General features: G+C 33.6%; 22 protein-coding genes and 4 tRNA genes. 23 read left to right on the top strand and 3 right to left on the bottom strand.

Annotation, left to right across the window (positions count from 1 at the left end; genetic code table 11):
* Positions 1-134: 134 nt before the first annotated feature.
* Entirely contained in the window at positions 135-2876 is a 2742-nt protein-coding gene (locus HXZ69_RS04030) for a M16 family metallopeptidase (RefSeq protein ID WP_286495086.1), read from the bottom strand.
* 120 nt (positions 2877-2996) lie between these two features.
* Here HXZ69_RS04030 and HXZ69_RS04025 point away from each other — a divergent pair, with 120 nt between their 5' ends.
* Entirely contained in the window at positions 2997-5411 is a 2415-nt protein-coding gene (locus tag HXZ69_RS04025) for an alpha-ketoacid dehydrogenase subunit alpha/beta (protein WP_291047720.1), read from the top strand.
* An 84-nt stretch (positions 5412-5495) separates the two neighbouring features.
* Positions 5496-6752: a type IX secretion system plug protein gene (locus HXZ69_RS04020; protein ID WP_286495085.1), complete on the top strand. Its 1257-nt coding sequence runs from the start codon at positions 5496-5498 to the stop codon at positions 6750-6752.
* Between the two features lie 5 nt (positions 6753-6757).
* Here the strand turns inward: HXZ69_RS04020 and HXZ69_RS04015 are convergent, their stop codons facing one another.
* Positions 6758-7117 carry a DUF2200 domain-containing protein gene (locus HXZ69_RS04015; protein ID WP_219033767.1) on the bottom strand — a complete coding sequence of 120 codons (360 nt, stop codon included), beginning with the start codon at positions 7115-7117 and terminating at the stop codon, positions 6758-6760.
* A 100-nt stretch (positions 7118-7217) separates the two neighbouring features.
* On the opposite strand from HXZ69_RS04015, the gene HXZ69_RS04010 reads away from it, so the two are divergent.
* The 5 genes from HXZ69_RS04010 (at position 7218) to HXZ69_RS03990 (ending at position 14281) form a co-directional block, all read left to right on the top strand.
* Positions 7218-8207 (top strand): hypothetical protein, encoded by a 990-nt coding sequence (locus HXZ69_RS04010; RefSeq protein WP_286495084.1) that lies wholly within the window; start codon positions 7218-7220, stop codon positions 8205-8207.
* Positions 8204-10765 carry a hypothetical protein gene (locus HXZ69_RS04005; RefSeq protein WP_286495082.1) on the top strand — a complete coding sequence of 854 codons (2562 nt, stop codon included), beginning with the start codon at positions 8204-8206 and terminating at the stop codon, positions 10763-10765. The genes HXZ69_RS04010 and HXZ69_RS04005 overlap by 4 nt, the downstream gene beginning before the upstream one ends.
* 66 nt (positions 10766-10831) lie before the next feature.
* A complete protein-coding gene (locus tag HXZ69_RS04000; protein ID WP_114998848.1) occupies positions 10832-11551 on the top strand; it encodes a DUF1003 domain-containing protein in 720 nt (239 codons plus the stop codon).
* A 113-nt stretch (positions 11552-11664) separates the two neighbouring features.
* On the top strand, positions 11665-13293 hold the full coding sequence (gene pruA / locus HXZ69_RS03995; protein WP_219033765.1) for an L-glutamate gamma-semialdehyde dehydrogenase: 1629 nt from the start codon (positions 11665-11667) through the stop codon (positions 13291-13293).
* A gap of 58 nt (positions 13294-13351) precedes the next feature.
* On the top strand, positions 13352-14281 hold the full coding sequence (locus tag HXZ69_RS03990) for a cation diffusion facilitator family transporter (RefSeq protein ID WP_125349438.1): 930 nt from the start codon (positions 13352-13354) through the stop codon (positions 14279-14281).
* A 98-nt stretch (positions 14282-14379) separates the two neighbouring features.
* Here HXZ69_RS03990 and HXZ69_RS03985 read toward each other — a convergent pair whose 3' ends face one another.
* Complete coding sequence (locus HXZ69_RS03985; protein WP_286495079.1) at positions 14380-15024, bottom strand: OmpW/AlkL family protein; 645 nt, start codon at positions 15022-15024, stop codon at positions 14380-14382.
* Positions 15025-15263: 239 nt separating this feature from the next.
* Here HXZ69_RS03985 and HXZ69_RS03980 point away from each other — a divergent pair, with 239 nt between their 5' ends.
* The 16 genes from HXZ69_RS03980 (at position 15264) to rpoB (ending at position 26822) form a co-directional block, all read left to right on the top strand.
* Positions 15264-16406: an acyl-CoA dehydrogenase family protein gene (locus tag HXZ69_RS03980; protein ID WP_038331167.1), complete on the top strand. Its 1143-nt coding sequence runs from the start codon at positions 15264-15266 to the stop codon at positions 16404-16406.
* A gap of 68 nt (positions 16407-16474) precedes the next feature.
* Complete coding sequence (gene rpsU / locus HXZ69_RS03975; RefSeq protein ID WP_038331168.1) at positions 16475-16669, top strand: 30S ribosomal protein S21; 195 nt, start codon at positions 16475-16477, stop codon at positions 16667-16669.
* A gap of 82 nt (positions 16670-16751) precedes the next feature.
* A complete protein-coding gene (locus HXZ69_RS03970) occupies positions 16752-17651 on the top strand; it encodes a tyrosine-type recombinase/integrase (RefSeq protein ID WP_286495076.1) in 900 nt (299 codons plus the stop codon).
* 2 nt (positions 17652-17653) lie between these two features.
* Positions 17654-17953 (top strand): ribosome hibernation-promoting factor, HPF/YfiA family, encoded by a 300-nt coding sequence (gene hpf, locus HXZ69_RS03965; protein WP_038331066.1) that lies wholly within the window; start codon positions 17654-17656, stop codon positions 17951-17953.
* 130 nt (positions 17954-18083) lie between these two features.
* Positions 18084-18157: transfer RNA gene (locus HXZ69_RS03960), tRNA-Thr, on the top strand.
* 31 nt (positions 18158-18188) lie between these two features.
* Positions 18189-18269: transfer RNA gene (locus HXZ69_RS03955), tRNA-Tyr, on the top strand.
* A 73-nt stretch (positions 18270-18342) separates the two neighbouring features.
* A tRNA-Gly gene (locus HXZ69_RS03950) sits at positions 18343-18415 on the top strand.
* 185 nt (positions 18416-18600) lie between these two features.
* A complete protein-coding gene (tuf, locus tag HXZ69_RS03945) occupies positions 18601-19788 on the top strand; it encodes an elongation factor Tu (protein WP_038331067.1) in 1188 nt (395 codons plus the stop codon).
* A gap of 60 nt (positions 19789-19848) precedes the next feature.
* Positions 19849-19919, top strand: a tRNA-Trp gene (locus HXZ69_RS03940).
* 15 nt (positions 19920-19934) lie between these two features.
* Complete coding sequence (gene secE, locus HXZ69_RS03935; protein WP_038331172.1) at positions 19935-20123, top strand: preprotein translocase subunit SecE; 189 nt, start codon at positions 19935-19937, stop codon at positions 20121-20123.
* Positions 20124-20155: 32 nt separating this feature from the next.
* Positions 20156-20704 (top strand): transcription termination/antitermination protein NusG, encoded by a 549-nt coding sequence (nusG, locus tag HXZ69_RS03930; protein ID WP_219033762.1) that lies wholly within the window; start codon positions 20156-20158, stop codon positions 20702-20704.
* Between the two features lie 73 nt (positions 20705-20777).
* Positions 20778-21218 (top strand): 50S ribosomal protein L11, encoded by a 441-nt coding sequence (gene rplK / locus HXZ69_RS03925; RefSeq protein ID WP_038331069.1) that lies wholly within the window; start codon positions 20778-20780, stop codon positions 21216-21218.
* A 17-nt stretch (positions 21219-21235) separates the two neighbouring features.
* Positions 21236-21931: a 50S ribosomal protein L1 gene (gene rplA / locus HXZ69_RS03920; RefSeq protein WP_038331070.1), complete on the top strand. Its 696-nt coding sequence runs from the start codon at positions 21236-21238 to the stop codon at positions 21929-21931.
* Positions 21932-21949: 18 nt separating this feature from the next.
* Positions 21950-22462: a 50S ribosomal protein L10 gene (gene rplJ, locus HXZ69_RS03915; RefSeq protein WP_286495168.1), complete on the top strand. Its 513-nt coding sequence runs from the start codon at positions 21950-21952 to the stop codon at positions 22460-22462.
* A 46-nt stretch (positions 22463-22508) separates the two neighbouring features.
* The gene (gene rplL, locus HXZ69_RS03910; RefSeq protein ID WP_019974307.1) at positions 22509-22877 is read left to right on the top strand and encodes a 50S ribosomal protein L7/L12; all 369 of its coding nucleotides are present in this window, start codon (positions 22509-22511) and stop codon (positions 22875-22877) included.
* 102 nt (positions 22878-22979) lie between these two features.
* Positions 22980-26822: a DNA-directed RNA polymerase subunit beta gene (gene rpoB / locus HXZ69_RS03905; RefSeq protein WP_125349434.1), complete on the top strand. Its 3843-nt coding sequence runs from the start codon at positions 22980-22982 to the stop codon at positions 26820-26822.
* Positions 26823-26862: the final 40 nt, after the last annotated feature.

Raw genomic sequence — 26862 nt, 5'->3', positions numbered from 1 at the left:
AATGAGGATTTTTTAACAAATTTTTTCACATTTTAAACCGAAAATGAATAATTATGCAGATTTTTATTCTAAATAAATCATAAAAAAAGCTTCAGATTATTCTGAAGCTTTTTTTTAATTAATATGAATTGTATTTACTTTTTATCAAAAGTTCCTGTGTAAACAGAAGTTAATTTATCTAAAGAGATGTACTTTTTGAAAACCTCGTTTACTTGGTTTACATTAAGTGCATCTACTTTTTTCTCTAAATTATCAAATTCATCAAACGTCATTCCGTTCAATAAATAACCATTTGATAAGCCTAACAAAGTTCCGTCAGTTCCCAAAGAAGTTGTACGACCGTTTTTCCAACTTACAATATTTGTTTTCAATTCGTCCGCTGTGAAGCCATCTTTCAATGCTTTTGCAACTTCTTCTTTCAATGCTTTTTCAACTGCTTCACGTTTTGTAGGGTTTAAAAATGCATAATATCCCCAAGAAGCTACATCGTTTTTAGGATCGTTTGGAATCGAAACATATGAACCTGCACCATAGCTGATTCCTTCTTTTTCTCTTAATCGCATAGGAATACGAGCAGATAAAAATCCTCCACTTCCAATCATTTCATTTGCCATAACCATTGCGGCATAATCAGCACTTTCACGATTCATTTTGAAGTTAATTGATCCAACTGCAGCAGCATTTTCTTTGTCTGGAATGTTATAAAGTTTATCCTCTTTTTTCGTTGCTGTAAAAGTTGGATACGCTTTTTCGTACTTAGATTTGCTATTCCATTTACCAAAAGTATCATTTAATAATTTTTCAACTTTCACTTTGTCATTTGTTCCAATAATAGAAACAACACCATTTTGTGCACCTAAAATATTTTTATAAAAATCAACTAAATCAGCTTGTTTGATTTTCTTTAAATCATCTTTTGTTTCAGTAAAAGAAGCTGTATAAAAAATAGAAGATTTAGGATAATTAGATGTTAAACGACTAATTTCGTTAAAGGCAAATGCTTGCGGATCGTTTGTATTTGCATCTAAATATGTTATGTATTCATTTACAGATTTTGCTAATTCAGCTTCAGGAAAAGTTGGTTCTGTAATGATTTGACGCACGACATCCATTGTTTTGTCTAATGAATTTTTGTACGTATTAATTGTTACAGATAAATTTTGTCCTCCAAATCTAAATCCAACCGAAGATTTTAAAGCATCTAATTGATCTTTGATTTGTTCTTTTGTTAAACTCTTCGTTCCAGACATTAACAATTCAGCCGTTAATTGACCGATCATTCCTTTGTTTGCCAAATCTTTTTCATTAGAAACAGGTAAATTAAATGAAAGAATTACTTTTTCACCTTTAATTTCTTTGTCGATGATTCCGTATTTTAGACCATTGTTCAATTTTCCTTCTGCATAATGAGCTTTTAAGTTTTTGATCGAAGCTTCAAATGGTTTTGCTTCTTTCTCAACTGCACGACCTTTGTAATTCGAAACTAATTCTGTGATTTGTTTATTCGTTAATTCAGTCGGTTTTACACGAATTTCATCTTTTGTCGGAATAAAAGTTCCAACTGTTCTATTATTCGCTTTAAAATATTTTTCAGCTACTCGTTTTACATCTTCTTTGGTTACTTTCTCGATATTATCGCGGTATAAAAAACCTAAACGATAATCACCAGCACCAACAATTTCTGTTAAACCAATGGCATAATTAATCGTATTATTTTTTTGATTTTCGATGTTTTTCACAATACTTGATTTCGCACGTTGCACATCTTGATCAGTATAATTAATTGTAGCAACTTTGTCTAATTCTGCACGAATATCATTTTTCGTTTGTTCGATGTTTTTCTCTTTTGGAATTTCAGTTCCAATGTAGAAGAAACTCGCATCGCGAACCTCTGGACTATACGCCCAAATAGAAGCAATTTTGTGCGTGTCAACCAAAGATTTGTACAAATATCCCGAAGGATCTGAAGTTAAAATATTATTTAAAACATCAATCGCAGCATAATCTTTATCGCTATATGCTGCAACGTGATACATAACACCAACCGATTGGGAATCTCCTGCACGTTTTACTTCAACAAATTTTTCACCATCTTGCGCTGGTTCAACTGTTAAAACTTCGTCTAAAACACGAGTTGGTTTTGGAATTGAAGCAAAATACTGATTCACATATTCCATCGTTTTTTTCTCGTCAAATTTTCCAGCAATAATTAAGGTTGCATTATCTGGTTGATAATATTTTTCGTAGAATTTGCGCAACTGTGGTGTTTTTACACGCTCAATATCTTCTTTAGATCCAATTGTAGATTTTCCGTAATTGTGCCATAAATAGCCAGCAGAAATAACGCGTTCCATTAAAACACTTGACGGATCATTTTCACCAATTTCAAATTCATTACGTACAACCGAAAATTCTTTGTCCAAATCTTCTTGTTTAATGGTTGCATTAATCATACGATCAGCTTCCATTTCCAAACTCCAACGTAAATTTTCGTCGCTTGATGGGAAAACTTCGTAATAATTTGTACGATCATAATATGTCGTTCCATTTGCACGTCCACCTTTGTCAGATAACATTTTCTTGATATCACCTAAGTTTTTTGTTGATTTAAACAACATATGTTCTAACAAATGCGCCATTCCTTTTTCACCGTAACCTTCGTGTTTAGAACCAACATTGTAAACAATATTTACTACAACATTACTTTGCGATTGATCAGAGACTAATAAAACTTGTAATCCATTTGGTAGTTTGTATTCCTTAATTCCTTCTACTTGCGTCACAAAAGTTGCGTTTCCAGATTTCGTTTGAGCCATTAAGTATGGTGAATTTGCAAAGGCAAAAACCAGACATATACTCAGTAAAGTTTTTTTCATGTATTTATTTTTATAGTTATTAATTGGATGATACAATTCTATAATCTATTCGTTAGACGCAAATTGTATGGTGTAAGTTACAAATCTTTTGTTAAATTTGTGATGCAACAAACAAAAGAAATGGAAACAAAAGAGGTAAATAAAATTACTTTCGAAGAGTTTAAAAGTCAAATCATTAATGATTACAAGACGGCTTTTATGTCTCGTGAAGCAAGTCTTTTAGGAAGAAGAGAAGTACTTACTGGGAAAGCAAAATTTGGGATTTTTGGTGATGGAAAAGAATTACCACAAATTGCAATGGCAAAAGTATTCAAAAATGGAGATTTCCGTTCTGGATACTATCGCGATCAAACATTTATGTTCGCAATTGGTCAATTAACTGTTGAACAATTTTTTGCACAATTATACGCTTTAACAGATTTAGAGAAAGAACCTTCATCAGGAGGTCGTCAAATGACATCTCATTTCGGAACACGTTCTTTAAATGAAGATGGTTCTTGGAAAAAATTAACAGAACAAAAAAATTCGAGTGCTGATATTTCGCCAACAGCTGGTCAAATGCCACGTTTGTTAGGCTTAGCACAAGCTTCAAAATATTTTAGAAATGTTCCTCAATCAGACGAAGATCAACAATTTTCTGTAAACGGAAATGAAATTGCTTTCGGAACAATTGGTGACGCAAGTACTTCTGAAGGTCATTTTTGGGAAACGATAAATGCAGGTGGAGTTTTGCAAGTGCCAATGGTTGTTTCTATTTGGGACGATGGTTACGGAATTTCTGTACCAGCTAAATTTCAACGCACAAAATCGAATCTTTCTGAATTATTATCAGGTTTCGGAAGAACGGAAGAGGAAAGAGGTTACGAAATTATTACTGTAAAAGCGTGGGATTATCCTGCTTTGATTGAAGCGTATACACGTGCAGAAAGATTTGCGCGTGAGCATCACATTCCGTGTATTGTACACGTGCAAGAATGTACGCAACCACAAGGTCACTCGACTTCTGGTTCGCACGAGCGTTATAAATCAGAGGAGCGTTTGACATGGGAAAAAGATTTTGATGGAATCTCAAAATTCCGTGAATATATTTTAGCATTTGCAGATCATTCAGAAGCAATTATTTCTGCGGAAGAGTTGGATCAATTAGAAGCTGAAGTAAAAGCTGAAGTAAAAGCTTCTCAAAAACAATGTTGGGACGATTATTTGAATCCAATTTTGGATTTGAAAAATGAAGCGTTAGAATTATTAACGAAAATTGCTTTAGAAAGTGCAAACGGTGCTTTTATCAACATTGAAATTAGTAATCTAAAATCAAAGAAAAGTCCTTTCAAACGTGATGTTTATGGAGCTGTTCGTAAAGTAATTCGTTTAATACGTTCAGAAAATTTAGTTACAAAAGCTGAATTAATTTCTTGGTTAGATGCCAAAATGAAGCGCGAAGAAGAAATCTATTCGACTAAATTAGTTTCAGGAACGGCAACTCAAGTACCACAAGTAAAACCTGAGTTTGGAGAAAATCCAGCGTTAGAAGATGGTCGTGTAATTGTTCGTGATAACTTTGATAAAATTTTCGAAAAATATCCAAAGGCATTAGTTTTTGGTGAAGATGCTGGAAATATTGGTGATGTAAACCAAGGTTTAGAAGGTCTTCAAGCAAAATATGGTATCGATCGTATTTCGGATACAGGTATTCGCGAAGCAACAATTCTTGGTCAAGGAATTGGATTAGCGATGCGTGGTTTACGTCCAATTGCAGAAATTCAATATTTAGATTATATCCTTTATTGTTTACAAGGAATTTCTGATGATTTGGCAACTGTGCTTTATCGTTCGAATGGAGGTCAAAAAGCGCCTGTGATTATCAGAACGCGTGGTCACCGTTTAGAAGGTGTTTGGCATTCAGGTTCGCCAATGGGAGGAATTTTGAATTTGGTTCGTGGCGTGAATGTTTTAGTTCCACGTGATTTAACAAAAGCCGCAGGTTTTTACAATACATTGATGCAAGCAGATGAGCCTGCAATTGTTGTAGAAAGTTTGAATGGTTATCGTTTGAAAGAACCTGCACCAACTAATATTGGAGAATTTACAACGCCAATAGGTGAAGTAGAAATTACAAAAGAAGGAAAAGATGTAACGTTATTAACATACGGTTCTACTTGGAGAATTGTGATGGATGCTGCGAAAGAATTGGAGCAACTAGGTATTTCTGTTGAAGTAATTGATGCACAATCTTTATTGCCTTTCGATATCAATGCAGATGTTGCAAAAAGTTTGAACAAAACGAATCGTTTAGTTATTGTTGACGAAGATGTTCCAGGTGGAGCAAGTGCATTCTTGTTACAAGAAATTATCGAGAAACAAGGTGGATATTTTACATTAGATAGCGCACCATTGACGATTACAGCGAAAGCTCACCGTCCTGCGTATGCGACTGATGGAGATTATTTTTCAAAACCTTCTGTTGATGATATTACAGAACAAGTCTATGAACTAATGCGCGAAGCGAAACCAAACGAGTTTCCTGCTTTGTACTAAAAAATAAATTTTAGAGTTATATAAGCGTATGTCTTTTTCAAAAAGGCATGCGCTTTTTTTGTATTTTTAACAATCAAAATTATAATGAAAATGAAATTCTATTCGATTATACTTTGTCTATTGACTTCAATTCTTTTTGGGCAATTTCAAGATGTAATTCCTCCAAAGAATATCAAGACGGTTCAAGTTTTTAATCCGCAAACAAACGATAATACACCCGTTATCAAGTTAGGTTCTAGCGAAAGATTAATTTTTCTTTTTGATGATATCAGTGCAGGTTATAAGCGTTATCAATATTCTATTGAACACAGAAATGCAGATTGGTCAGAATCGAATATTTTTCAAACCGAATTTTTAAATGGTGTTAATGCTGATTATGCGCGAACATATAAGAATTCATTCAATACGTATCAAAAATATACCAATTATCAAATTCAATTTCCGAATGATCAAATGAATGTAAAATTACCTGGAAATTATGTGTTAAAAGTGTATTTAGAAAATGATTCAAACCCAATTTTCACGAAACGTTTTGCCGTTTATCAACCAATTGCGGATGTTGGAGTGATGGTTTCTCGTTACAATAATCCAACCGTAAAAGAATTGAATCAGCGTTTGCAAGTTCAAGTTTCGAGTGGAACACAAAATTTAACTGAAGTTCCTGATGGTGCAAGATTATTTTTGATGAAAAATAACAATTGGAACGAAGGTTATTTTGTCAATCGACCATCTTTTTCTCGTCCAAATCAATTAACATATAATGATACTAATATTTTGTTTGACGGTGGTGCAGAATACAATTGGTTTGATAACAAAAATTTAGAAGTTCCGAGTTTAACAACAGAAAAAACATTCAGAAAAGATAGTGTTTATCACACTGTTTTGCGTGCAGATATTCCGAAATATAATTTACCTTATGATGATTATCCAGACATTAATGGTAATTTTTATATCCGAAATAACCGTTATGGAAACGAATATGCAGCAAATTCTGAAGCAGATTATTCATGGGTTTATTTTGCCTTAGATGCTTTCGAAGATCAAAATGGATTATACGTTCCGTATGTTGTAGGTGCTTTTAATAATTGGGAAATTGATGAAAATTCGAAATTAGAAAAAGACGATGCAGGATTTTGGGTAACCGAATTATTCTTGAAACAAGGTTATTACAATTATCAATATGTCGTAAAAAATACCAAAACAGGCAAAATCGATCCAAGTTATGTGAGCGGAAGTTTTTGGCAAACCGAAAATCAATATCAAGCATTGTTTTACTATCGCCCTTGGGGACAACGATACGATGTGTTGATGGGATATGGAACTGGAAATTCGAGGAGATAAGTAGCTTAACTTCTCAAAATTTTTTCCATTATTTTTCCTTTGGCTAATTCATCGATTAATTTGTCTAAATATCGAATTTTTTGCATCAATGGATTTTCAATTTCTTCCACACGATAACCGCAAATCACACCTTTTATTTTAGTTGCATTTGGATTAAACTTTGGTGCATTTTCAAAAAAATCATGAAAGTTAGTTTTCTTCGTTAAAATTTCTTCCAAATCTTTTTCAGTATAACCTGTTAACCAAAAAATAATTTGATCAACTTCCGTTTTTGTTCGGTTTTTCTTTTCTGCTTTTGTGATGTAATGCGGATAAACACTTGCAAAAGACATTTCGATTACACGCTGAAAATTTTTATCATTCATTTTTTAAGAATATTATAGAGGATAAATTTCGACAATTAATTTGATAAAATCTCACTATTTTCATCGATTGTGATTTATAGATTTTGAGTTAAATTTGAGTATGAAATTTTTATTTAGATTTTTAATACTGTTTACGATAATTAGTTTGGTTGGATGTACTTCTGAAACCAAAAAATCACCAATTGATTTTTATTATTGGCGAAGTAATTATTCGGTGAATGAAACAGAGAAAAAAGCGGTTGATTCACTAAAAGTGGAAAATATTTATGTTCGTTTTTTTGATGTGGATAAAAAGTTGAATAAAATTTCTCCAGTTGGAATTATTCAGAATTTTGATGCAACGAAACTCAATGTCAATTATATTCCGACGGTTTTTATTACCAATCAAACTTTTCTGAATACATCAAAAGATCAAATCAAAATTTTAGCAAAAGATGTGTATAATTTTTTGAGTGAAACGGCTGAAAGAGGAAATCTAAAAAGTTTCAATGAAATTCAGATAGATTGTGATTGGACGAAATCTACGCGCGAAAATTATTTTATGTTTTTGTCGGAATTGAAACATATTTCGGGCAAAAAACTTTCGGCAACTTTGCGTTTGCATCAAGTCAAATTTAAAGACAAAGAAGGAGTTCCGCCTTTGGATAAAATGGTTTTGATGTGTTATGCAACCGAAAATCCAACTGATCAATCTGAAAATAATTCGATTTTAGATTTGAAAATAGCAAAAGATTATTTAAAAAACTTGAACGATTATCCAATCAAATTAGATGTTGCTTTGCCAATTTATTCGTGGGCAATTTTGACAAATCATCAAGGAAAAATAAAATTAATCAATTCTTTTTCGGAGCAAGATTTGATAGGAAAACCTGTAAAGAAAATCAGAAATGGATTTTATGAAGTGGAAGATGATTTTTTTGTACGAAATTTTTATGTGAGCAAAGGTTTTACAATAAAAGTTGAAATGATTTCTCCTGAATTATTAATTGAAACAAAATCATTTATCGATACAAAATTATCTTACAATTATCGCTTGATTTATTTTCATTTAGACTCAAAATTTTTGAAAACAATACCAACACAATTATGAAAAAAATAGTACTTACTTTATGCTTAACTTTTGGTTTAACCAAAGTATTTGCGTGTGCTGATGGAGGTGGAGAAGATTATTATTACTACAATCTTTTTTCGCAAACTTTAAGCGAAGCGCCTCAATATCAGCCATTTTTGATGACGTTGGATAATCCATATTATACGATGGATGCAAATCAAAAGAATGAGAATATTTTGGATTGGCAAAAAACGTTAGGAATTAGCTATCAGCAAGCGTTTGAGTTGGTTTTTAAAGTATCGAAACAAGAAATTGATTTGATGGTAAAGAATGGAAAATCGTCCAATACGAACTATAATTTTGCGACAACAGATTGGGTAAAAAAGAATAAGCAAAGTTTACTTTACTTGTCGTATGCCAAGTATTTAGAGCCTTATATGGCTTTTTATTATATCGATAATGGTGAATGGTCGTATGTAGATCGTCCAGAAAAAAATGTCAATAATCTAAACTATAGAAAAGTTCTTGAGGTTCTAAAGAAAAGTTGGAATGCAGAAACGGACAAAGAATTAAAAGTTCGTTACGGTTATCAATTGGTGCGTTTTGCGCATTATTTCCACGAATATAAAGACGCTATCAATTATTTTAATATGTATGTGGCGTCGCAAGGACTCAAAAATTCGATGTATTATTATGCGTTAGATCAAAAAGGTGGAGCGGAGCGTGCACTTGGAAATTATATTCAGGCGAATTATGACTTTTTCGAAGTTTTTTCTCATTCGAATGATCGAAAAATGAGTGCTTATCAATCGATGCGCGTGACAGATGATTTGAATTATGAGAAAATGTTAGCCAATGCCAAAACGATTCAAGAAAAAAATGATTTGTATTTATTGATTGGTTATAATGATTTTTCGAATCCGTTAGCTCCTGCGAAAAAAATTATTGCGAATGATGTAAATGCGCCACAAGCGAGAATTTTATTTGCACGTTCTATTAATTTAATTGAACGCGAATATTTGCAACAAAATCCTGAAGATTATTATTGGAATTCTTCTCAAGAACGAAAAAAATATACAGATTTATATTTACCTGTAAAAACAAATGGCAATTATTACAGTAACCCCGAAGATTCAAAAGATGAAGTTCAGATTAATGAATTGATTGCTCTGGCAAAATCACAAGCGATAAAAGCTGACGACAAAGAATATTGGAAATTATCGGTGGCATATTTGAATTTATTGAACAAAAATTTTGCGGAAACAAAAACGTATTTAACCAAAGTAAATTCAACTTCGAAAGAATTTCAACAACAGAAAAAAGTGATTGAAATTTTATTAGAAATTTTCGAACAAAAGAAAATTACAGATAGTTTTGAGAATCAATTGATGCAAAAATATGCGTCGATTTTGAATTATGAATATCCAAAATTACCAGAAGATGTCTATGGTTATTCGGATGAAGATGATCAAAAAATGAACTTGAAAAATGTGATTTTAGATGTTTTAGCAAATCGATATTTTTTGCAAGGTGACAAAGGAAAAGCATTTTTGATTCATAATGAAATTACACAATTAGGTTCAAATCCAGATTGGGCGATTATCAATGATTTAGATAAATTGGATAAAAAATCGAATAAAACAGCTTTCGAAAAATATTTGATTAATGCAAAAGTAAAATCGAGTTCATGGGATTGGAGAACAAAAAAATCAAAAGAAATTCAGTTTAAATTATCAGATTATTTAGCCGATTTCAAAGGAACATTGTATTTAGGCGAAATGAAATTTGATTTGGCGAAAAAAGAATTTGAGAAGATTGATCAAAAATATCACACGTCAGAAAGTGCTTATTTTGTTTATGATTACGATTATACAACAGAAAAAGAAAGCAAAACTTGGGTAGAAAATCAGTTTGATGGTTATCATAATATTCCGAATAAAATCTTTGGATATAATAAGATTGAATGTTTCAATTGTGACGAAAATCAAGTGATCGCAACACCATATTTGAATGAATTCAAATTTATCAAACCAAAAATGTCAAAATTAGAATTGACAAATGCGATGATTGAATTGAATAAAATAGCAAAGAAGAATACCGAAGAAGCTGCAAAAGCGAATTATTTGTTGGGGAATTTCTTTTACAATACGACGACTTTAGGCTATTATCGTTATTTGTTGACATTTGATCGAAACAATGATAATGGACCAAAATTTAATAATTATGGTGATCAATATGAAGCGACAAGCAACTTCTTTTACAAAAGTTTCGGTTGGGGTGGAAACTACGTAGATAATTTTACGCCGTCAGAAAATTATTTGAAAAAAGCTTTTGATTCGACAAAAGACAAAGAAATGAAAGCGCAAATTTTGTTTGCATTGTCTAAGAATGAACAAGGAAGATTTTATAATGCAAAAGACCCTGTGTTGAAACGTTTGTACGAAAATCAATATGACAACGAAGATAAAATTTTAGCGTTTAAAGTGGCAAATTATCGTTCTAATTTTAAAAATTTGAAACAATATTCGGACACGAAAACATATCAAGAAATAAAATCAAATTGTAAATATTTCGATTATTACACAAATAACTTTTAATAATTAAAACGCTTCTAATTTTAGGAGCGTTTTTTGTGATGTGATTTTTGACTAAAATAGATTATTATGAAATGTTTTGTAACTCAAGAACCAATTAATCGCTACGAAGCTGTAAAAGGAAAAGAAATTCAGCAAGAGATTTTTAAATTGATTGAGCAAGATTATCCAGCAATTACCGAAGAAGATTATGTTTCGATAAAAATATTGAACAAATATCGTCGTCAATTTTTTGCAAATTTGATTTCGCAAGAAAAAGGTGAAATGGAAAAATTGGATCAAGATGTAGTAGAAGCAATTCGTGATAATTCTATTCTTTCCGAAAATATAAAAGAAAATACATCAAAGCCATTGACAACAGGCGATAGAATCGCAGATAAAGTAGCATCTTTTGGAGGAAGTTGGACATTTATTATTTCGTTTTTTATTTTCTTATTGGCTTGGATGTTTCTTAATTTTTGGATGTTGCACAACAAAGGTTTTGATCCCTATCCATTTATTTTACTCAATTTGATTTTGTCTTGTTTAGCAGCAATACAAGCTCCAATTATTATGATGAGTCAAAATCGTCAAGAAGATAAAGACCGTGATAGAGCCGAACATGATTATAAAATTAATTTGAAAGCCGAACTGGAAATAAAATTATTAAGCGAAAAAATAGATCATTTATTGGTTCATCAGAATAAGAAATTATTAGAAATACAGGAAATGCAAATCCAGTATTTAGAAAATATCGAAAATCAAATTCTTCATACAAAAGATAAAAAAGAAAATAAAAAGGAAGAATAATGGATGATTTTATGTCTAAAGTGATAAAAGACTTAATTATCTGAACTGAAACATTTCCATTTATTTTTCTTAAATTTGAACTTTGAAAAGTATAAACAAACAAAATAATCAAAATGTCAAAATCATTTGCTCAAATTCCTCACGCTGTTAACGAAGAGGTAAAATCATATGCTCCTGGAACGCCAGAGCGTGCGCAATTATTAGACGCTTACAAAAAAATGTTTAACGAGGTAACTGAAGTTCCTCAATACATTGGTTCTGAAGAAATTTTTTCAGGAAATAAAAAAGAAATTCGTCCTCCACATGACCACCAAAAAGTTGTTGGTTATTTCCACGAAGGAACACAAGATGATGTAAGAAAAGCGATTGATACAGCTTTAGCTGCAAAAGAAGCTTGGGTTGCAATGCCTTGGGAAGATAGAGCGGCAATTTTCTTGAAAGCTGCAGATTTGATTGCTGGTCCTTACCGTGCAAAAATAAATGCTGCAACAATGATTGGTCAATCTAAAAATGCAATGCAAGCAGAAATTGATTCAGCTTGTGAGTTGATTGACTTTTTACGTTTCAATGTACAATACATGACAGAAATTTATGCAGATCAACCAATTTCTTCTCCTGGAATTTGGAATCGTGTAGATTATCGTCCATTAGAAGGATTTACTTTCGCAATTACTCCATTCAATTTTACTGCAATCGCTGGTAACTTACCATCTTGTATGGCTTTGATGGGGAACGTTGTAGTTTGGAAACCTTCTGATAAACAAACTTTAGCTGCTAAAGTAACAATGGAAGTGTTCAAAAAAGCTGGTTTACCAGATGGTGTAATCAACATGATCTTAACTGATGGAGCAGAAACTGCAAAAACAGTTTTAGAACACAAAGATTTCGCAGGTTTACACTTCACAGGTTCTACAAAAGTTTTCAATACTTTATGGAAACAAATTGGAGATAACATCAACAATTACAGAACTTATCCACGTATCGTAGGAGAAACAGGAGGAAAAGATTTCGTAATGGTTCACAAATCAGCTTGTCCAACAGAAGTTGCTGTAGGTTTAGTTCGTGGAGCATTTGAATACCAAGGACAAAAATGTTCTGCTGCTTCTCGTGCTTATATTCCATCTAACTTATGGAACGAAGTTGAGAAACAAATGAAAGAAATGTTAGCAACTGTTAGATTAGGATCTCCAGAGGATTTCTCTAATTTCATGACAGCGGTTATCGATAAAAACTCTTTCGAAAAATCTAAAGCATATATCGATCGTGCACAAGCATCTTCTGAAGCTGAAGTTGTAATCGGTGGTACTTATGATGATTCAGTTGGATATTTTGTTCAACCAACAGTTATCAAAGCAACGAATCCTAAATATGAATCAATGGTAGAAGAAATCTTCGGACCTGTATTATCAGTTTATGTTTATGATGAAAATGAATTTGAAGCAACTTTAAAATTAGTTGACGAAACTTCTGCTTACGCATTAACAGGATCAATCTTCGCGAAAGATCGTGCTGCTGTAGAATTAGCTGCTAAAGCATTGAAAAATGCTTGTGGAAATTTCTACATCAACGATAAACCAACAGGTGCAGTTGTAGGTCAACAACCATTTGGTGGAGCGCGTGCTTCTGGTACAAATGATAAAGCAGGTTCTGCAATGAACTTGTTACGTTGGACTTCTGTTCAAACAATCAAAGAAACATTTGTTCCTGCAAAAGATTACAAATACCCATTCTTAGAAAAATAATATTTTCGAGATACAAAATTAGAATAAGCCTTACATTTGTAGGGCTTATTTTTTTGGTATGAATGATAATTCGGAAAAAGCAATCAAAGCTTCAATTTTTAGTATTGTAGGAAACGCTTCTTTGGCTGGAATTAAGTTTTTGGCTGGTTATTTTGGGAATTCTTACGCACTTATTGCAGATGCAATCGAGTCTTCGGCAGATGTTTTTTCTTCTATATTTGTTTTCTTTGGACTAAAGTATTCTGCAAAACCTGCAGATGAAAATCATCCTTATGGACACGGAAAAGCAGAAGCGTTAATCACATTTTTAGTGGTTACTTTCCTTATTGTTTCTGCGATTATCATTGCAAAAGAAAGTATTAACAATATTATTACACCACATCATCAGCCCAAACCATTTACCTTATTAGTTCTTGGAGGAATTATTTTATTCAAAGAATTATCGTTTCAGTATGTAATGCGAAAAAGTGTTGAAACCAATAGTTCTTCTCTAAAAGCAGATGCTTGGCATCATCGTTCGGACGCAATTACATCGTTAATGGCGTTTATCGGAATTTCGATTTCATTGGTAATGGGACCAGGTTGGGAGGCAGCAGATGATGTTGCAGCACTTTTTGCATCAAGTTTTATTTTATATAATGCGTACAAAATCCTTCGACCTGCGTTGGGAGAAATTATGGATGAGCAATTGTACGAAAATGAAATTGAACAAATTAGAGAAATCGCTTCGCATGTTCCGGGTGTTATGGCGACTGAAAAATGTAATGTGCGTAAGAATGGAATGAATTATTATGTCGATTTACATGCAATAGTCGATGGAACGATTTCGGTGGTGGAAGGACATAAAATTAGTCATGATCTGAAAGATGCTGTACAAGCTAAAATGCCACAAGTAAAAGATGTATTAGTGCATATAGAGCCTACTTTTGTCTCGGTTCGAGAATATTTTCGAACAAATCACATCGAAGATAAAAGAGTGGAGGAGTAAAAATAAATTATATTAAATAAAAAAAGAGAAGCAATTGCTTCTCTTTTTGATCTTTTAGTTGGTTAATAAAAAATCATAATATATATAAAAGGTCGATTTTAGAATAATTTGAAACCAATACCAGTACTGATTAACCAAGGATTAAGATCTACATCTGCTGGTACATAAACTTGTTTGTCTAAAGCTGCACCAACTGTAACGTCTGTGTTTAAGTATAATTTTTTAACATCTACGTTCCAGTATAATTTATCATTGATTTTGTAATCAAATCCTAATTGAAATCCGAAACCTACATTGTTTTTGTAATCTACACTAGTTACGGCTGCGTTTCTCCCTTTTCCTTGCCCTTGATCATAGAAGATTGTATAATTAATTCCAGCACCAACATAAGGTTTTAGGTTTTTGGTTGGATACAAATGATATTGTACATTAAGAGTTGGAGGTAACAGCATTACTCGTCCCAAATCTAAATTTCCTAATGCAGTATTTACCGCTACAACTTCGTGTTTAGATGTTCCTAAGATTAATTCGGCCGCGATATTTTTTGTAATATAATAGGTAAAGTCAATTTCTGGAATAAGATTGTTTGTAACTGCTACATTTCCACCTATTGCTTCTATTTTAGCATCTTCCATAGGAACTACACCAGTTGCTCTTACACGCATATGTAATTCACTAGCCTCTTGTCCAAATGAAATTGTTGATGCAAAGATTGCTCCTAATATTAATAGTCCTTTTTTCATAATGTTTATTTTATTTTTCGAAACAAAACTCGGATTAATTCATCCGAATTAAAATGTCAAATATCATTTCCGAAAATGACTTTAAACATTTGTTTTTTTTAAGGATATTATTAACTTAAACACGCTGATAGTCAATTATTTTTAATGAGTAAAAATAATCGTAAAAGAAAAACTTTTCACTTAATAGAAATTTATTACTTTTGGAGGAAAGTCATAAAAAAACAAAAAAACTCAAAAAAATGGATTTCTTAGAAAATGAAAATTTATCATTAATCGCGCAATCGGCAAGAGATTTTGCAAAACAATACATTCAACCGAATATAATGGAGTGGGATGAAGCTCAAACTTTTCCAGTTGAAGTTTTCAAAGAACTTGGAAAAATGGGATTCATGGGAATCGTTGTTCCAGAAGAATATGGAGGAAGTGGTTTGTCATATGATGAATATGTATCAATTGTAGATGAAATTTCACAAGTTGATCCTTCTATCGGTTTGTCTGTAGCGGCACATAATTCACTTTGTACAAATCATATTTTAGAATTCGGAAACGAAGAACAAAAACAACGTTGGTTACCAAAATTAGCAACAGCAGAATGGATTGGTGCTTGGGGATTAACAGAGCACAACACAGGATCTGATGCTGGAGGAATGTCTACAACAGCTGTAAAAGATGGTGATGAATGGGTGATTAATGGAGCAAAAAACTTTATTACACATGCAATTTCTGGTGATGTTGCGGTTGTGATGACAAGAACAGGAGAGAAAGGAGCTAAAAATAACGCGACAGCTTTTGTAATAGAAAAAGGAACGCCAGGTTTTACATCGGGTAAAAAAGAAAATAAATTAGGAATGCGTGCTTCGGAAACGGCAGAGTTAATCTTCGATAACGTACGTGTTTCGGATGCAAATCGTTTAGGAAATGTTGGTGATGGTTTCAAGCAAGCACTTAAGATTTTAGATGGTGGTCGTATCTCGATCGCAGCTTTATCTTTAGGAATTGCGAAAGGAGCTTATAAAGCAGCATTGAAATATGCACAAGAGCGTCATCAATTTGGAACTGCAATTGCAAATTTCCAAGCAATTAACTTTAAATTGGCTGAAATGATTACAGAAATCGAAGCTTCAGAATTATTAATTCGTAAAGCGTCTTATTTAAAAAATCATAAAAAACCAATGACGACAGAAGGTGCAATGGCAAAATATTATGCATCGGAAGCCTGTGTTAAAATCTCGAATGAAGCAGTACAAATATTTGGTGGATACGGATATACAAAAGATTTCCCAGTAGAGAAATTCTACCGTGATTCTAAGTTGTGTACAATCGGTGAAGGAACAACTGAGATCCAAAAATTAGTGATTGGAAGAAATATTTTGAAAGATTAATACAAAACGATTTGTTTAATTACTAAAGAGTTGTATATTTGCCATCTCAAAAAGAAATAGATAAAATTATGTTGATTATACCAGTAAAAGACGGAGAGTCAATCGAAAGAGCTCTAAAAAAATACAAAAGAAAATTTGATAAAACAGGTGTTGTACGTCAGTTAAGAGCACGTCAACAATTTACAAAACCTTCTGTTACAAATAGAATTAAGATGAGTAGAGCAATCTACAAACAAGCCTTAATCGAAAAGGAGGAAGCATAAATTGGCGTTTTAAACGATATAAAGAAATTAATTTCTGTTGACCTATTTATTAAAGTTGTAACTTTGATGAATAGGTTTTTTTATGGAATTTATTCAACTATTCTTAGATTATTTAGCGCTAGAGAAGAAATATTCTACGCTAACAATTACCAGCTACAAAAGAGATTTGGACGATTTTGTTGAGTTCTATCAACAAGAAGAAAATTCGTCGGAAATACAACTTGCAACAAAAAATCATATTCGTGCATTTGTGATGCATTTATCAGAATTAGAAAAGTCTGAGAAAACAGTTAATCGCAAATTAAGCGCTTTACGAACGTTTTATAAATATTTGGTCAAAGAAAATCATCTTTCCATTAATCCAATCGAGCAAATTCATTCACTTAAACAAAATAAACAAGTTTTAGTGCCTTTTACAGAAGCAGAATTGAATGATTTGTTGAATAATGATGAGTTTTTTCCAGACACATTTGAAGGTTTACGTGATCGATTAATGATTGATGTAATGTATCAAACAGGAATTCGACGTGCAGAATTAATTGGTTTGAAAGAAAATGATATCGATCCGAATACACTTTCTATAAAAGTTCTTGGAAAAAGAAATAAAGAACGCATAATTCCTATTTCTACCTTTTTGTTAGACGATTTAACGAATTATAGCACCAGAAAACATAATGAAATTACCTTACAATGTACGAATGTTTTTGTAACAGAAAAAGGAAAACCTTTGTATGATAATCTTGTTTATTCGAAAGTAAAATACTATCTTAGTCTTATAAGCGTAAAACATAAAAAAAGTCCTCATATGTTGAGGCATTCATTTGCGACCCATATGTTAGATTCCGGAGCAGATCTGAATGCGGTAAAAGATATCTTAGGGCATTCAAGTTTGTCATCGACTCAAATTTACACACATGGGAGTATAGAAAATTTAAAAAAAGTGTTTAACAAAGCTCACCCACGTGAGAACAAAAAAGAGTAATTATGACAATTAACTTTCAAGCAGTAAACTTCAATACTAAACCAGGTTTAGAGGAGTATTTAGAGAAAAAATTAGAAAAATTAGAAACTTTGTCAGACAAAATCATTGCAGCGAATGTTTCTTTTAAATTAGAGAATACTGCAGAAAAAAATAACAAGACAGTTGATATTAAGTTAGAAGTACCAGGAGATGATATTGTTGTAAGTAAAACAGGACAATCTTTTGAAGAATGTATTGATTTAGCGGTAGATACATTAAAAAAATTAATTATCAGAAAAAAAGAAAAAATTAGCGAAAGATAAAAAATAGGGAATTGACTAAAAAAAGAACCTAAAAATTTGGTTAATTCAAAAAACAACGTAAATTTGCAGTCCGTTAAACAAACATATTTAACGGACTGTTCTTTTAAATAACGCTTTTAAAAACAAAAATGCCGATGTAGCTCAGCTGGCTAGAGCAGCTGATTTGTAATCAGCAGGTCGTGGGTTCGAGTCCCTCTATCGGCTCAAGGTTTTTAGAAGAACAAAAAAATAAGGCGGGGAGATACTCAAGCGGCCAACGAGGACGGACTGTAAATCCGTTGGGTAACCTTCGCAGGTTCGAATCCTGCTCTCCCCACAAACTTAATTTTTAAAATTTTTTGTGGTTTAGGATTTAATCTTTAAATTTGCAAAGCTTTTTAGAAGTGAATGCGGGAATAGCTCAATTGGTAGAGCGTCAGCCTTCCAAGCTGAATGTTGCGGGTTCGAGTCCCGTTTCCCGCTCAAATTCTGGTTCGTCCAGTATAGTTAATCTTTTAAGTAGTTGTTGAAACTCATTTAAACCAAGGTTAACGCGAGTCAAAAATTAATATCTTTATATAAATCAAAAAGTGTACTTTTACACTTGAAAATAATTTAAAGTTATTTTTTTAATTTAAGTATAACAATAGAAATTAATAAAAAGTAAAATGGCAAAGGAAACTTTCAACCGTAATAAGCCGCACTTAAATATTGGTACTATTGGTCACGTTGACCACGGTAAAACAACTTTGACTGCAGCGATTACTAAAGTATTAGCTGATGCTGGTTATTCAGAAGCAAAAGCTTTCGATCAAATCGATAATGCTCCAGAAGAAAAAGAGCGTGGTATTACAATTAATACATCTCACGTAGAGTATGAAACTGCTAACCGTCACTACGCACACGTTGACTGTCCAGGTCACGCGGATTACGTAAAAAACATGGTTACAGGAGCTGCTCAAATGGATGGTGGTATCTTAGTAGTAGCTGCTACTGATGGTCCAATGCCTCAAACTCGTGAGCACATCTTATTATGTCGCCAAGTAAACGTTCCTCGTATCGTTGTTTTCTTAAACAAAGTTGATATGGTTGACGATGCTGAGTTATTAGAGTTAGTAGAAATGGAAGTAAGAGATTTATTATCTTCTTACGAATATGACGGAGATAACACTCCAGTTATCCAAGGATCTGCTTTAGGTGCATTAAACGGTGAGCCTCAATGGGTTGAAACTGTATTAAACTTAATGAACAATGTTGATGAGTGGATTGAGCAACCAGTTCGTGATCAAGATAAACCATTCTTAATGCCAGTAGAGGATGTATTCTCTATTACAGGTCGTGGTACTGTTGCTACAGGACGTATCGAGGCTGGTGTAATTAACTCTGGGGATCCAGTTGACATCGTTGGTATGGGAGAAGAAAAATTAACTTCTACTGTAACAGGTGTTGAAATGTTCCGTAAAATCTTAGATAGAGGTGAAGCTGGTGATAACGTAGGTTTATTATTACGTGGTGTTGATAAAACTGACATCCGTCGTGGTATGGTTATCGCAAAACAAGGATCTGTTAAACCACACAAAAAATTCAAAGCTGAGGTTTATATCTTAACTAAAGAAGAAGGTGGTCGTCACACTCCATTCCATAACCGTTACCGTCCACAGTTCTACGTACGTACAACTGACGTAACAGGGGAAATCAACTTACCAGAAGGAGTTGAGATGGTTTTACCAGGAGATAACTTAACTATTACAGTTGAATTATTACAACCAATCGCATTAAACGAAGGTTTACGTTTCGCAATCCGTGAAGGTGGACGTACAGTTGGTGCTGGTCAGGTAACTGAAATTTTAGACTAATTAGTCAAAATATAATATAGAAGATGTGGTAATCTTCAATGATTACCACTCTTTTTATCTACGGGCATAGTTCAATGGTAGAATAGCGGTCTCCAAAACCGTTGATCAGGGTTCGAATCCTTGTGCCCGTGCTAAATGAAAACGATATGAAAGTCGTACAATATTTTAAAGATTCCTTTGTAGAATTTAAAGATCATGTTACATGGCCATCATTCTCAGATCTACAAAGAGACACAATTATTGTTGCAATAGCTACAGTTTTGTTAGCTATATTTTTATATGCGGTAGATACATTATTCACACAAGTGCTTAACTTTATCTACGGCGCTTTTTAGTTTGTAAAATATCCCGTTTAGTAATTAGAATCATGAGTGAAAAGAAATGGTATGTAATCAAGACTGTAGCTGGACAAGAGCTGAAAGTTAAGGATTATATTGAAAGAGAAATTCAGTACCAAAATTTGAATGATTATGTAGGACAAATTGTTGTTCCTATGGAAAAAGTGATTCAAATCCGTAACGGTAAAAAATATCAAAAGGAAAAAGTACACTTTCCTGGTTACATCATGATAGAAGCCGAACTTGTAGGGGAAATTCCTCACATGGTAAAGAATACATCAGGTGTAATTAGCTTTTTGAGTGCAACGAAAGGAGGTGATCCTGTACCAATGAGACAATCGGAAGTTAACCGAATGTTAGGTAAAGTTGACGAATTAGCAGAAAACGTTGATACAAACTTAGGAATATCTTACATCGTAGGAGAAACTGTAAAAGTAATCGACGGACCATTCAATGGCTTCAACGGAACAGTTGAAAAAATCATTGAAGATAAACGTAAACTTGAAGTGATGGTTTTAATCTTCGGACGTAAAACACCACTAGAGTTAAGTTTTAACCAAGTTGAAAAGATTGCATAATCAATCTATCAACAAATTAAAAGTAGAAATTTAGGCTGCTTCCACATAACGCTTAATTTTAAGAATTAAAAAAATGGCAAAAAAAATTGAAAAAGTTGTAAAACTTCAAGTTAAAGGAGGACAAGCAAATCCTTCGCCACCAGTAGGGCCAGCTTTAGGTGCTGCAGGTGTTAACATCATGGAGTTTTGTAAACAATTTAATGGACGTACACAAGAAAAACAAGGTGCAGTGTTACCAGTTGTTATTACTGTGTATCAAGACAAATCATTCGATTTCGTAATTAAAACTCCACCAGCTGCTATTCAGTTAATGGAAGCTGCGAAATTGAAAAAAGCATCAGGTGTACCAAACCGTCAAAAAGTTGGTACTGTTACTTGGGATCAAGTTAGAGCTATTGCTGAAGACAAATTAGCGGACATGAACTGTTTTACTGTTGAATCTGCTATGAAAATGGTTGCTGGAACTGCACGTTCTATGGGTATAACTGTAAAAGGTGGGCAAGCTCCAGAATAATTAAAACATTTTAGGAAATGGCAAAGTTAACAAAAAGACAAAAAGAAGTATTAGCTAAAGTAGAAAAAAACAAACTTTACTCTATTGATGAAGCATCATCATTAGTAAAGGAAGTTAACTACGCTAAGTTTGATGCTTCTGTAGATATAGCAGTTCGTTTAGGTGTAGATCCTAAGAAAGCTAACCAAATGGTTCGTGGTGTAGTTTCATTACCACACGGAACAGGTAAAGATGTAAAAGTATTAGCATTAGTTACTCCAGACAAAGAAGCAGAAGCTAAAGCAGCAGGTGCAGACTATGTAGGATTAGACGAATACTTACAAAAAATTAAAGAAGGTTGGACAGATGTTGACGTTATCGTTACTATGCCAGCTGTTATGGGTAAATTAGGACCATTAGGACGTGTTTTAGGACCTCGTGGATTAATGCCTAACCCAAAATCAGGTACTGTAACTTTAGAAGTAGGTAAAGCCGTTTCTGAAGTAAAAGCAGGTAAAATCGACTTCAAAGTAGATCGTTACGGAATCATCCACGCTGCAGTTGGTAAAGTATCTTTCGATGCTGATAAAATTAAAGAAAATGCGAATGAGTTAATTCAAACTTTAATTAAATTAAAACCAACAGCTGCTAAAGGAACATATGTAAAAAGCATCACGCTTTCTACAACTCAATCTGTAGGTGTATCAGTAGATCCAAAAAGTGTAAACGCTTAAAATTAGTAGATTATGGCAATGACAAAACAAGATAAAGCAAATATGATAGATGAATTGCAAGCTGTATTAGCAGAAGCAAAAATCATCTACTTAGCAGATATCGACGGATTAAACGCTGTTAATACTACTGAATTAAGAAGAGCTTGCTTCAAAAGCAATGTATCTTTACGCGTAGTAAAAAACACTTTATTAAAGAAAGCTATGGAGCAAATCGAAGACAAAAACTTCGAAGAGCTTTACGGATCTTTAAAAGGAAATACAGCATTAATGACTGCTGAAGTTGGTAATGCACCAGCTAAAGTAATCGATACTTTCAGAAAAAAATCTGAAAAACCTATTTTAAAAGGAGCTTGGATTGAAGATAATACATTCATAGGTGATGACAAATTACCACAATTAGTAGCATTGAAATCTCGCGAAGAATTAATCGCAGACATCATCATGTTACTTCAATCTCCAATCAAAACTGTTGTTTCTCAATTAGAGAACAAAGAGGCTGCAAAAGCAGAAGAAGGAGCTTCAGAAGAATAAGACACACTCATATCAAATAAAAGTTTAAAAAACAAAAAGCATTAAAATGGCAGATTTAAAAAAATTAGCTGAAGAGTTAGTAAACTTAACAGTATTAGAAGTTAATGAATTATCTACAATCTTAAAAGATGAATACGGAATCGAACCAGCTGCTGCTGCTGTAGTTGTTGCTGCAGGTGGAGCAGGTGAAGCTGCTGAAGAGCAATCAGAATTCGACGTAATCTTAAAAGAAGCAGGTGCATCTAAATTAGCAGTTGTTAAATTAGTTAAAGAATTAACTGGAAAAGGATTAAAAGAAGCTAAAGATTTAGTAGATTCAACTCCAGCAACAGTTAAAGAAGCAGTTTCTAAAGACGAAGCTGAAGCTTTAAAGAAACAGCTAGAAGAAGCTGGTGCAGTAGTAGAATTGAAGTAATTTTTATTACTCAAAAATATAGGTTTGGACCTAACACAGGACGTGTTAGGTCTAAACCTTTTTACGCATAAAGTCATTATATAAACCAAAATTCATTCGAAATTGGCCACTAAAGCAACATTAAGCAACTCGACTGAGAAAAAAGAAAGATTGAACTTCTCTTCTGCAAAAGCAGTCGCTCAGTTCCCAGATTTCCTTGACATTCAGATCAAATCGTTTGAAGATTTTTTCCAGTTGGAAACAAGACCTGACCAACGAAAAAATGAAGGTCTTTACCGAACATTTGCTGAGAATTTTCCAATTACGGATACTCGCAATCAGTTTGTTTTAGAATTCTTAGATTATTTCGTAGATCCACCACGTTACACAATTGATGAGTGTATCGAAAGAGGATTAACGTACAGCGTACCATTGAAAGCTCGTCTTAAATTGTACTGTACGGACGAAGAACACGAAGATTTCGAAACTGTAGTGCAAGACGTATACTTAGGAACAATTCCTTATATGTCTCCTTCAGGATCATTCATTATTAATGGTGCAGAGCGTGTTATTGTATCTCAATTACACCGTTCTCCTGGGGTATTCTTCGGACAATCTTTCCACGCGAATGGTACAAAATTGTACTCATCTCGTATCATTCCTTTCAAAGGATCTTGGATTGAGTTCGCAACAGACATCAACAGCGTAATGTACGCTTACATCGATCGTAAGAAAAAGTTACCATTAACTACCTTATTACGTGCTATCGGATACGAAAGAGATAAAGATATCTTAGAAATTTTCGACTTAGCAGAAGAAGTAAAAGTTAATAAAGCTAATTTAAAGAAAGTTGTAGGTCGTAAACTTGCTGCACGTGTATTAAATACATGGCACGAGGATTTCGTAGATGAAGATACAGGAGAAGTTGTATCTATCGAGCGTAATGAAATTATCTTAGACCGTGAAACAATCTTAGAGAAAGATCACATCGATCAAATCGTAGATTCTGGTGTTAAGACGATTTTATTACACAAAGAAGACATCAATTCTGCTGATTATGGAATTATCCATAATACTTTACAAAAAGACCCTACTAATACTGAAAAAGAGGCAGTAGAGTATATCTATAGACAATTACGTAACGCTGAGCCACCAGATGAGGAAACAGCAAGAGGAATTATTGACAAATTATTCTTCTCTGATCAACGTTATTCATTAGGTGAAGTAGGTCGTTACAGATTAAATAAAAAATTAGGCTTAAGCATTAGCGAGGACGTACAAGTATTGACTCGTGAAGATATCATTTCGATTATTAAATACTTAATCGAATTAATCAACTCTAAAGCAGAGGTGGATGATATCGACCACTTATCTAACCGTCGTGTAAGAACGGTAGGTGAGCAAATGGCTAGCCAATTCGGAGTAGGTTTAGCTCGTATGGCTAGAACTATCCGTGAAAGAATGAATGTTCGTGACAACGAGGTGTTTACACCAATCGATTTGATTAATGCTAAAACATTATCATCTGTTATCAACTCATTCTTCGGAACGAACCAGTTATCTCAGTTCATGGACCAAACAAATCCATTATCAGAGATTACACACAAACGTCGTTTATCAGCATTAGGACCTGGAGGTTTATCAAGAGAAAGAGCGGGATTCGAGGTACGTGACGTACACCACACTCATTACGGACGTTTATGTCCAATTGAAACTCCTGAGGGACCAAACATTGGTTTGATTTCGTCATTATGTGTATTCGCTAAAGTTAATAACTTAGGGTTCATCGAAACACCGTACAGAAAAGTAGAAGATGGAAAAGTGGACGTCGAATCAGCACCAATCTATTTAACTGCGGAAGAGGAGGAATCAAAAGTAATTGCTCAAGCCAATATCGACATGACAGACGATGGTACTATTGCTACTGAACGTGTAACTGCTCGTGAAGATGGGGATTTCCCTGTTGTAACGCCAGCAGAAGTTGATTTAATTGACGTTGCACCTAACCAGATTGCTTCTATCTCAGCATCATTAATTCCTTTCTTGGAGCATGATGACGCCAACCGTGCGTTAATGGGATCGAACATGATGCGTCAGGCAGTTCCATTATTAAAACCTCAAGCACCAATTGTAGGTACTGGATTAGAAAAACAAGTTGCAAAAGATTCAAGAATCTTAGTAAATGCAGAACGTGAAGGTACAGTAACTTATGTTGATGCTGACATTATAACAATTAAATATGATCGTTCAGAAGACGAAGAATTAGTAAGCTTCGATACTGCTGAGAAAACATATAATTTAACAAAATTCAGAAAGACGAATCAAGGAACTACAATTACGTTGAAACCAATTGTAAAAGTTGGTGATCGTGTAGAGAAAGGACAAGTTTTATCTGAAGGTTATGCAACAGAAGGAGGAGAATTAGCAATTGGTCGTAACATGGTTGTTGCCTTTATGCCTTGGCAGGGGTACAACTTCGAGGATGCTATTGTAATCTCTGAAAAAGCTGTTCGCGAAGACTGGTTTACATCTATCCACATCGATGAGTATTCATTAGATGTACGTGATACAAAATTAGGTATGGAAGAATTAACTTCAGACATTCCTAACGTTTCAGAAGAGGCTACAAAAGACTTAGACGAAAACGGTATGATCCGTATTGGAGCAGAAGTAAAACCTGGTGATATCTTGATTGGTAAGATTACTCCAAAAGGAGAATCTGATCCAACTCCAGAAGAAAAATTATTACGTGCGATCTTTGGTGACAAAGCAGGTGATGTAAAAGATGCTTCTCTTAAAGCCTCTCCATCATTACGTGGTGTTGTTATCGACAAAAAATTATTCTCACGTAGTATTAAGGATAAACGTAAACGTTCTCAAGACAAAGCTATTATTGATAGTGTAGAAGCTGAGTACGACGTTAAATTCAACGAATTAAGAGAGATTTTATTAGAGAAATTATACGTTTTATTAAACGGAAAAACTTCTCAAGGTATTTACAACGACTTGAATGAAGAAGTAATCAAGAAAGGTGTAAAATACACACAAAAAATCTTATCTAATGTTGAAGATTTCTTAAATTTAACTGGAGCAGAATCTCTTTGGACAACAGACGAGGATAAGAACGAATTAGTAAAAGAATTGTTACATAATTACAAAATTAAGTACAATGATTTACAAGGAGCACTTAACCGCGAAAGATTTACAATCTCTGTTGGAGACGAGTTACCTGCAGGTATCGTTAAATTAGCAAAAATCTACATTGCGAAAAAACGTAAACTAAGAGTAGGGGATAAAATGGCAGGACGTCACGGTAACAAAGGTATTGTTGCACGTATCGTTCGCGACGAAGATATGCCTTTCTTAGAAGACGGAACGCCAGTAAATATCGTACTTAATCCACTTGGGGTACCATCTCGTATGAATATCGGTCAGATTTATGAAACGGTATTAGGATGGGCTGGACTTAAAATGGGTCAAAAATTTGCTACACCTATCTTCGATGGTGCTGAAATCGCTGATATCGATCGCATCACAGAAGAAGCAGGTATTCCAAAACACGGTACAACATATTTATATGACGGTAATACTGGAGAACGTTTTGATCAAAAAGCTACTGTAGGGGTGATTTACATGTTGAAATTAGGACACATGGTTGACGACAAAATGCACGCGCGTTCTATCGGACCATACTCATTAATTACTCAACAACCATTAGGAGGTAAAGCACAATTCGGTGGACAACGTTTCGGAGAGATGGAGGTTTGGGCATTAGAAGCATTCGGTGCATCTAATATCTTACGCGAAATCTTAACAGTTAAGTCGGATGACGTAATTGGACGTGCGAAAACTTACGAAGCAATCGTAAAAGGAGAGCCAATGCCAGAACCTGGTATTCCAGAATCATTTAACGTATTGTTACATGAATTACAAGGTCTTGGATTAGACATAAACTTGGAAGAATAATAGGGCAACCTATTATTCTACCTTTTTCGTTATAATAATA

It is taken from the genome of Empedobacter sp. R132-2, assembly GCF_030324375.1.
Taxonomy (GTDB): domain Bacteria; phylum Bacteroidota; class Bacteroidia; order Flavobacteriales; family Weeksellaceae; genus Empedobacter; species Empedobacter falsenii_B.
The sequence above is the reverse complement of the archived record's forward strand: the minus strand, read 5'-3'. Positions and strand labels throughout refer to the sequence as shown.

Excerpts from the sequence above, each read along its gene's own strand:
- HXZ69_RS03985 (WP_286495079.1), bottom strand. The coding sequence starts at position 15,024 with ATGAAAAAAGGACTATTAATATTAGGAGCAATCTTTGCATCAACAATT.
- rplA (WP_038331070.1), top strand. The coding sequence starts at position 21,236 with ATGGCAAAGTTAACAAAAAGACAAAAAGAAGTATTAGCTAAAGTAGAA.
- tuf (WP_038331067.1), top strand. The coding sequence starts at position 18,601 with ATGGCAAAGGAAACTTTCAACCGTAATAAGCCGCACTTAAATATTGGT.
- rplK (WP_038331069.1), top strand. The coding sequence starts at position 20,778 with ATGGCAAAAAAAATTGAAAAAGTTGTAAAACTTCAAGTTAAAGGAGGA.
- HXZ69_RS04025 (WP_291047720.1), top strand. The coding sequence starts at position 2,997 with ATGGAAACAAAAGAGGTAAATAAAATTACTTTCGAAGAGTTTAAAAGT.
- HXZ69_RS03970 (WP_286495076.1), top strand. The coding sequence starts at position 16,752 with ATGGAATTTATTCAACTATTCTTAGATTATTTAGCGCTAGAGAAGAAA.
- secE (WP_038331172.1), top strand. The coding sequence starts at position 19,935 with ATGAAAGTCGTACAATATTTTAAAGATTCCTTTGTAGAATTTAAAGAT.
- rplL (WP_019974307.1), top strand. The coding sequence starts at position 22,509 with ATGGCAGATTTAAAAAAATTAGCTGAAGAGTTAGTAAACTTAACAGTA.
- HXZ69_RS03990 (WP_125349438.1), top strand. The coding sequence starts at position 13,352 with ATGAATGATAATTCGGAAAAAGCAATCAAAGCTTCAATTTTTAGTATT.
- pruA (WP_219033765.1), top strand. The coding sequence starts at position 11,665 with ATGTCAAAATCATTTGCTCAAATTCCTCACGCTGTTAACGAAGAGGTA.
- HXZ69_RS03980 (WP_038331167.1), top strand. The coding sequence starts at position 15,264 with ATGGATTTCTTAGAAAATGAAAATTTATCATTAATCGCGCAATCGGCA.
- HXZ69_RS04015 (WP_219033767.1), bottom strand. The coding sequence starts at position 7,117 with ATGAATGATAAAAATTTTCAGCGTGTAATCGAAATGTCTTTTGCAAGT.
- rplJ (WP_286495168.1), top strand. The coding sequence starts at position 21,950 with ATGACAAAACAAGATAAAGCAAATATGATAGATGAATTGCAAGCTGTA.
- HXZ69_RS04010 (WP_286495084.1), top strand. The coding sequence starts at position 7,218 with ATGAAATTTTTATTTAGATTTTTAATACTGTTTACGATAATTAGTTTG.
- HXZ69_RS04000 (WP_114998848.1), top strand. The coding sequence starts at position 10,832 with ATGAAATGTTTTGTAACTCAAGAACCAATTAATCGCTACGAAGCTGTA.
- HXZ69_RS04020 (WP_286495085.1), top strand. The coding sequence starts at position 5,496 with ATGAAAATGAAATTCTATTCGATTATACTTTGTCTATTGACTTCAATT.
- rpsU (WP_038331168.1), top strand. The coding sequence starts at position 16,475 with ATGTTGATTATACCAGTAAAAGACGGAGAGTCAATCGAAAGAGCTCTA.
- HXZ69_RS04005 (WP_286495082.1), top strand. The coding sequence starts at position 8,204 with ATGAAAAAAATAGTACTTACTTTATGCTTAACTTTTGGTTTAACCAAA.
- hpf (WP_038331066.1), top strand. The coding sequence starts at position 17,654 with ATGACAATTAACTTTCAAGCAGTAAACTTCAATACTAAACCAGGTTTA.
- nusG (WP_219033762.1), top strand. The coding sequence starts at position 20,156 with ATGAGTGAAAAGAAATGGTATGTAATCAAGACTGTAGCTGGACAAGAG.
- HXZ69_RS04030 (WP_286495086.1), bottom strand. The coding sequence starts at position 2,876 with ATGAAAAAAACTTTACTGAGTATATGTCTGGTTTTTGCCTTTGCAAAT.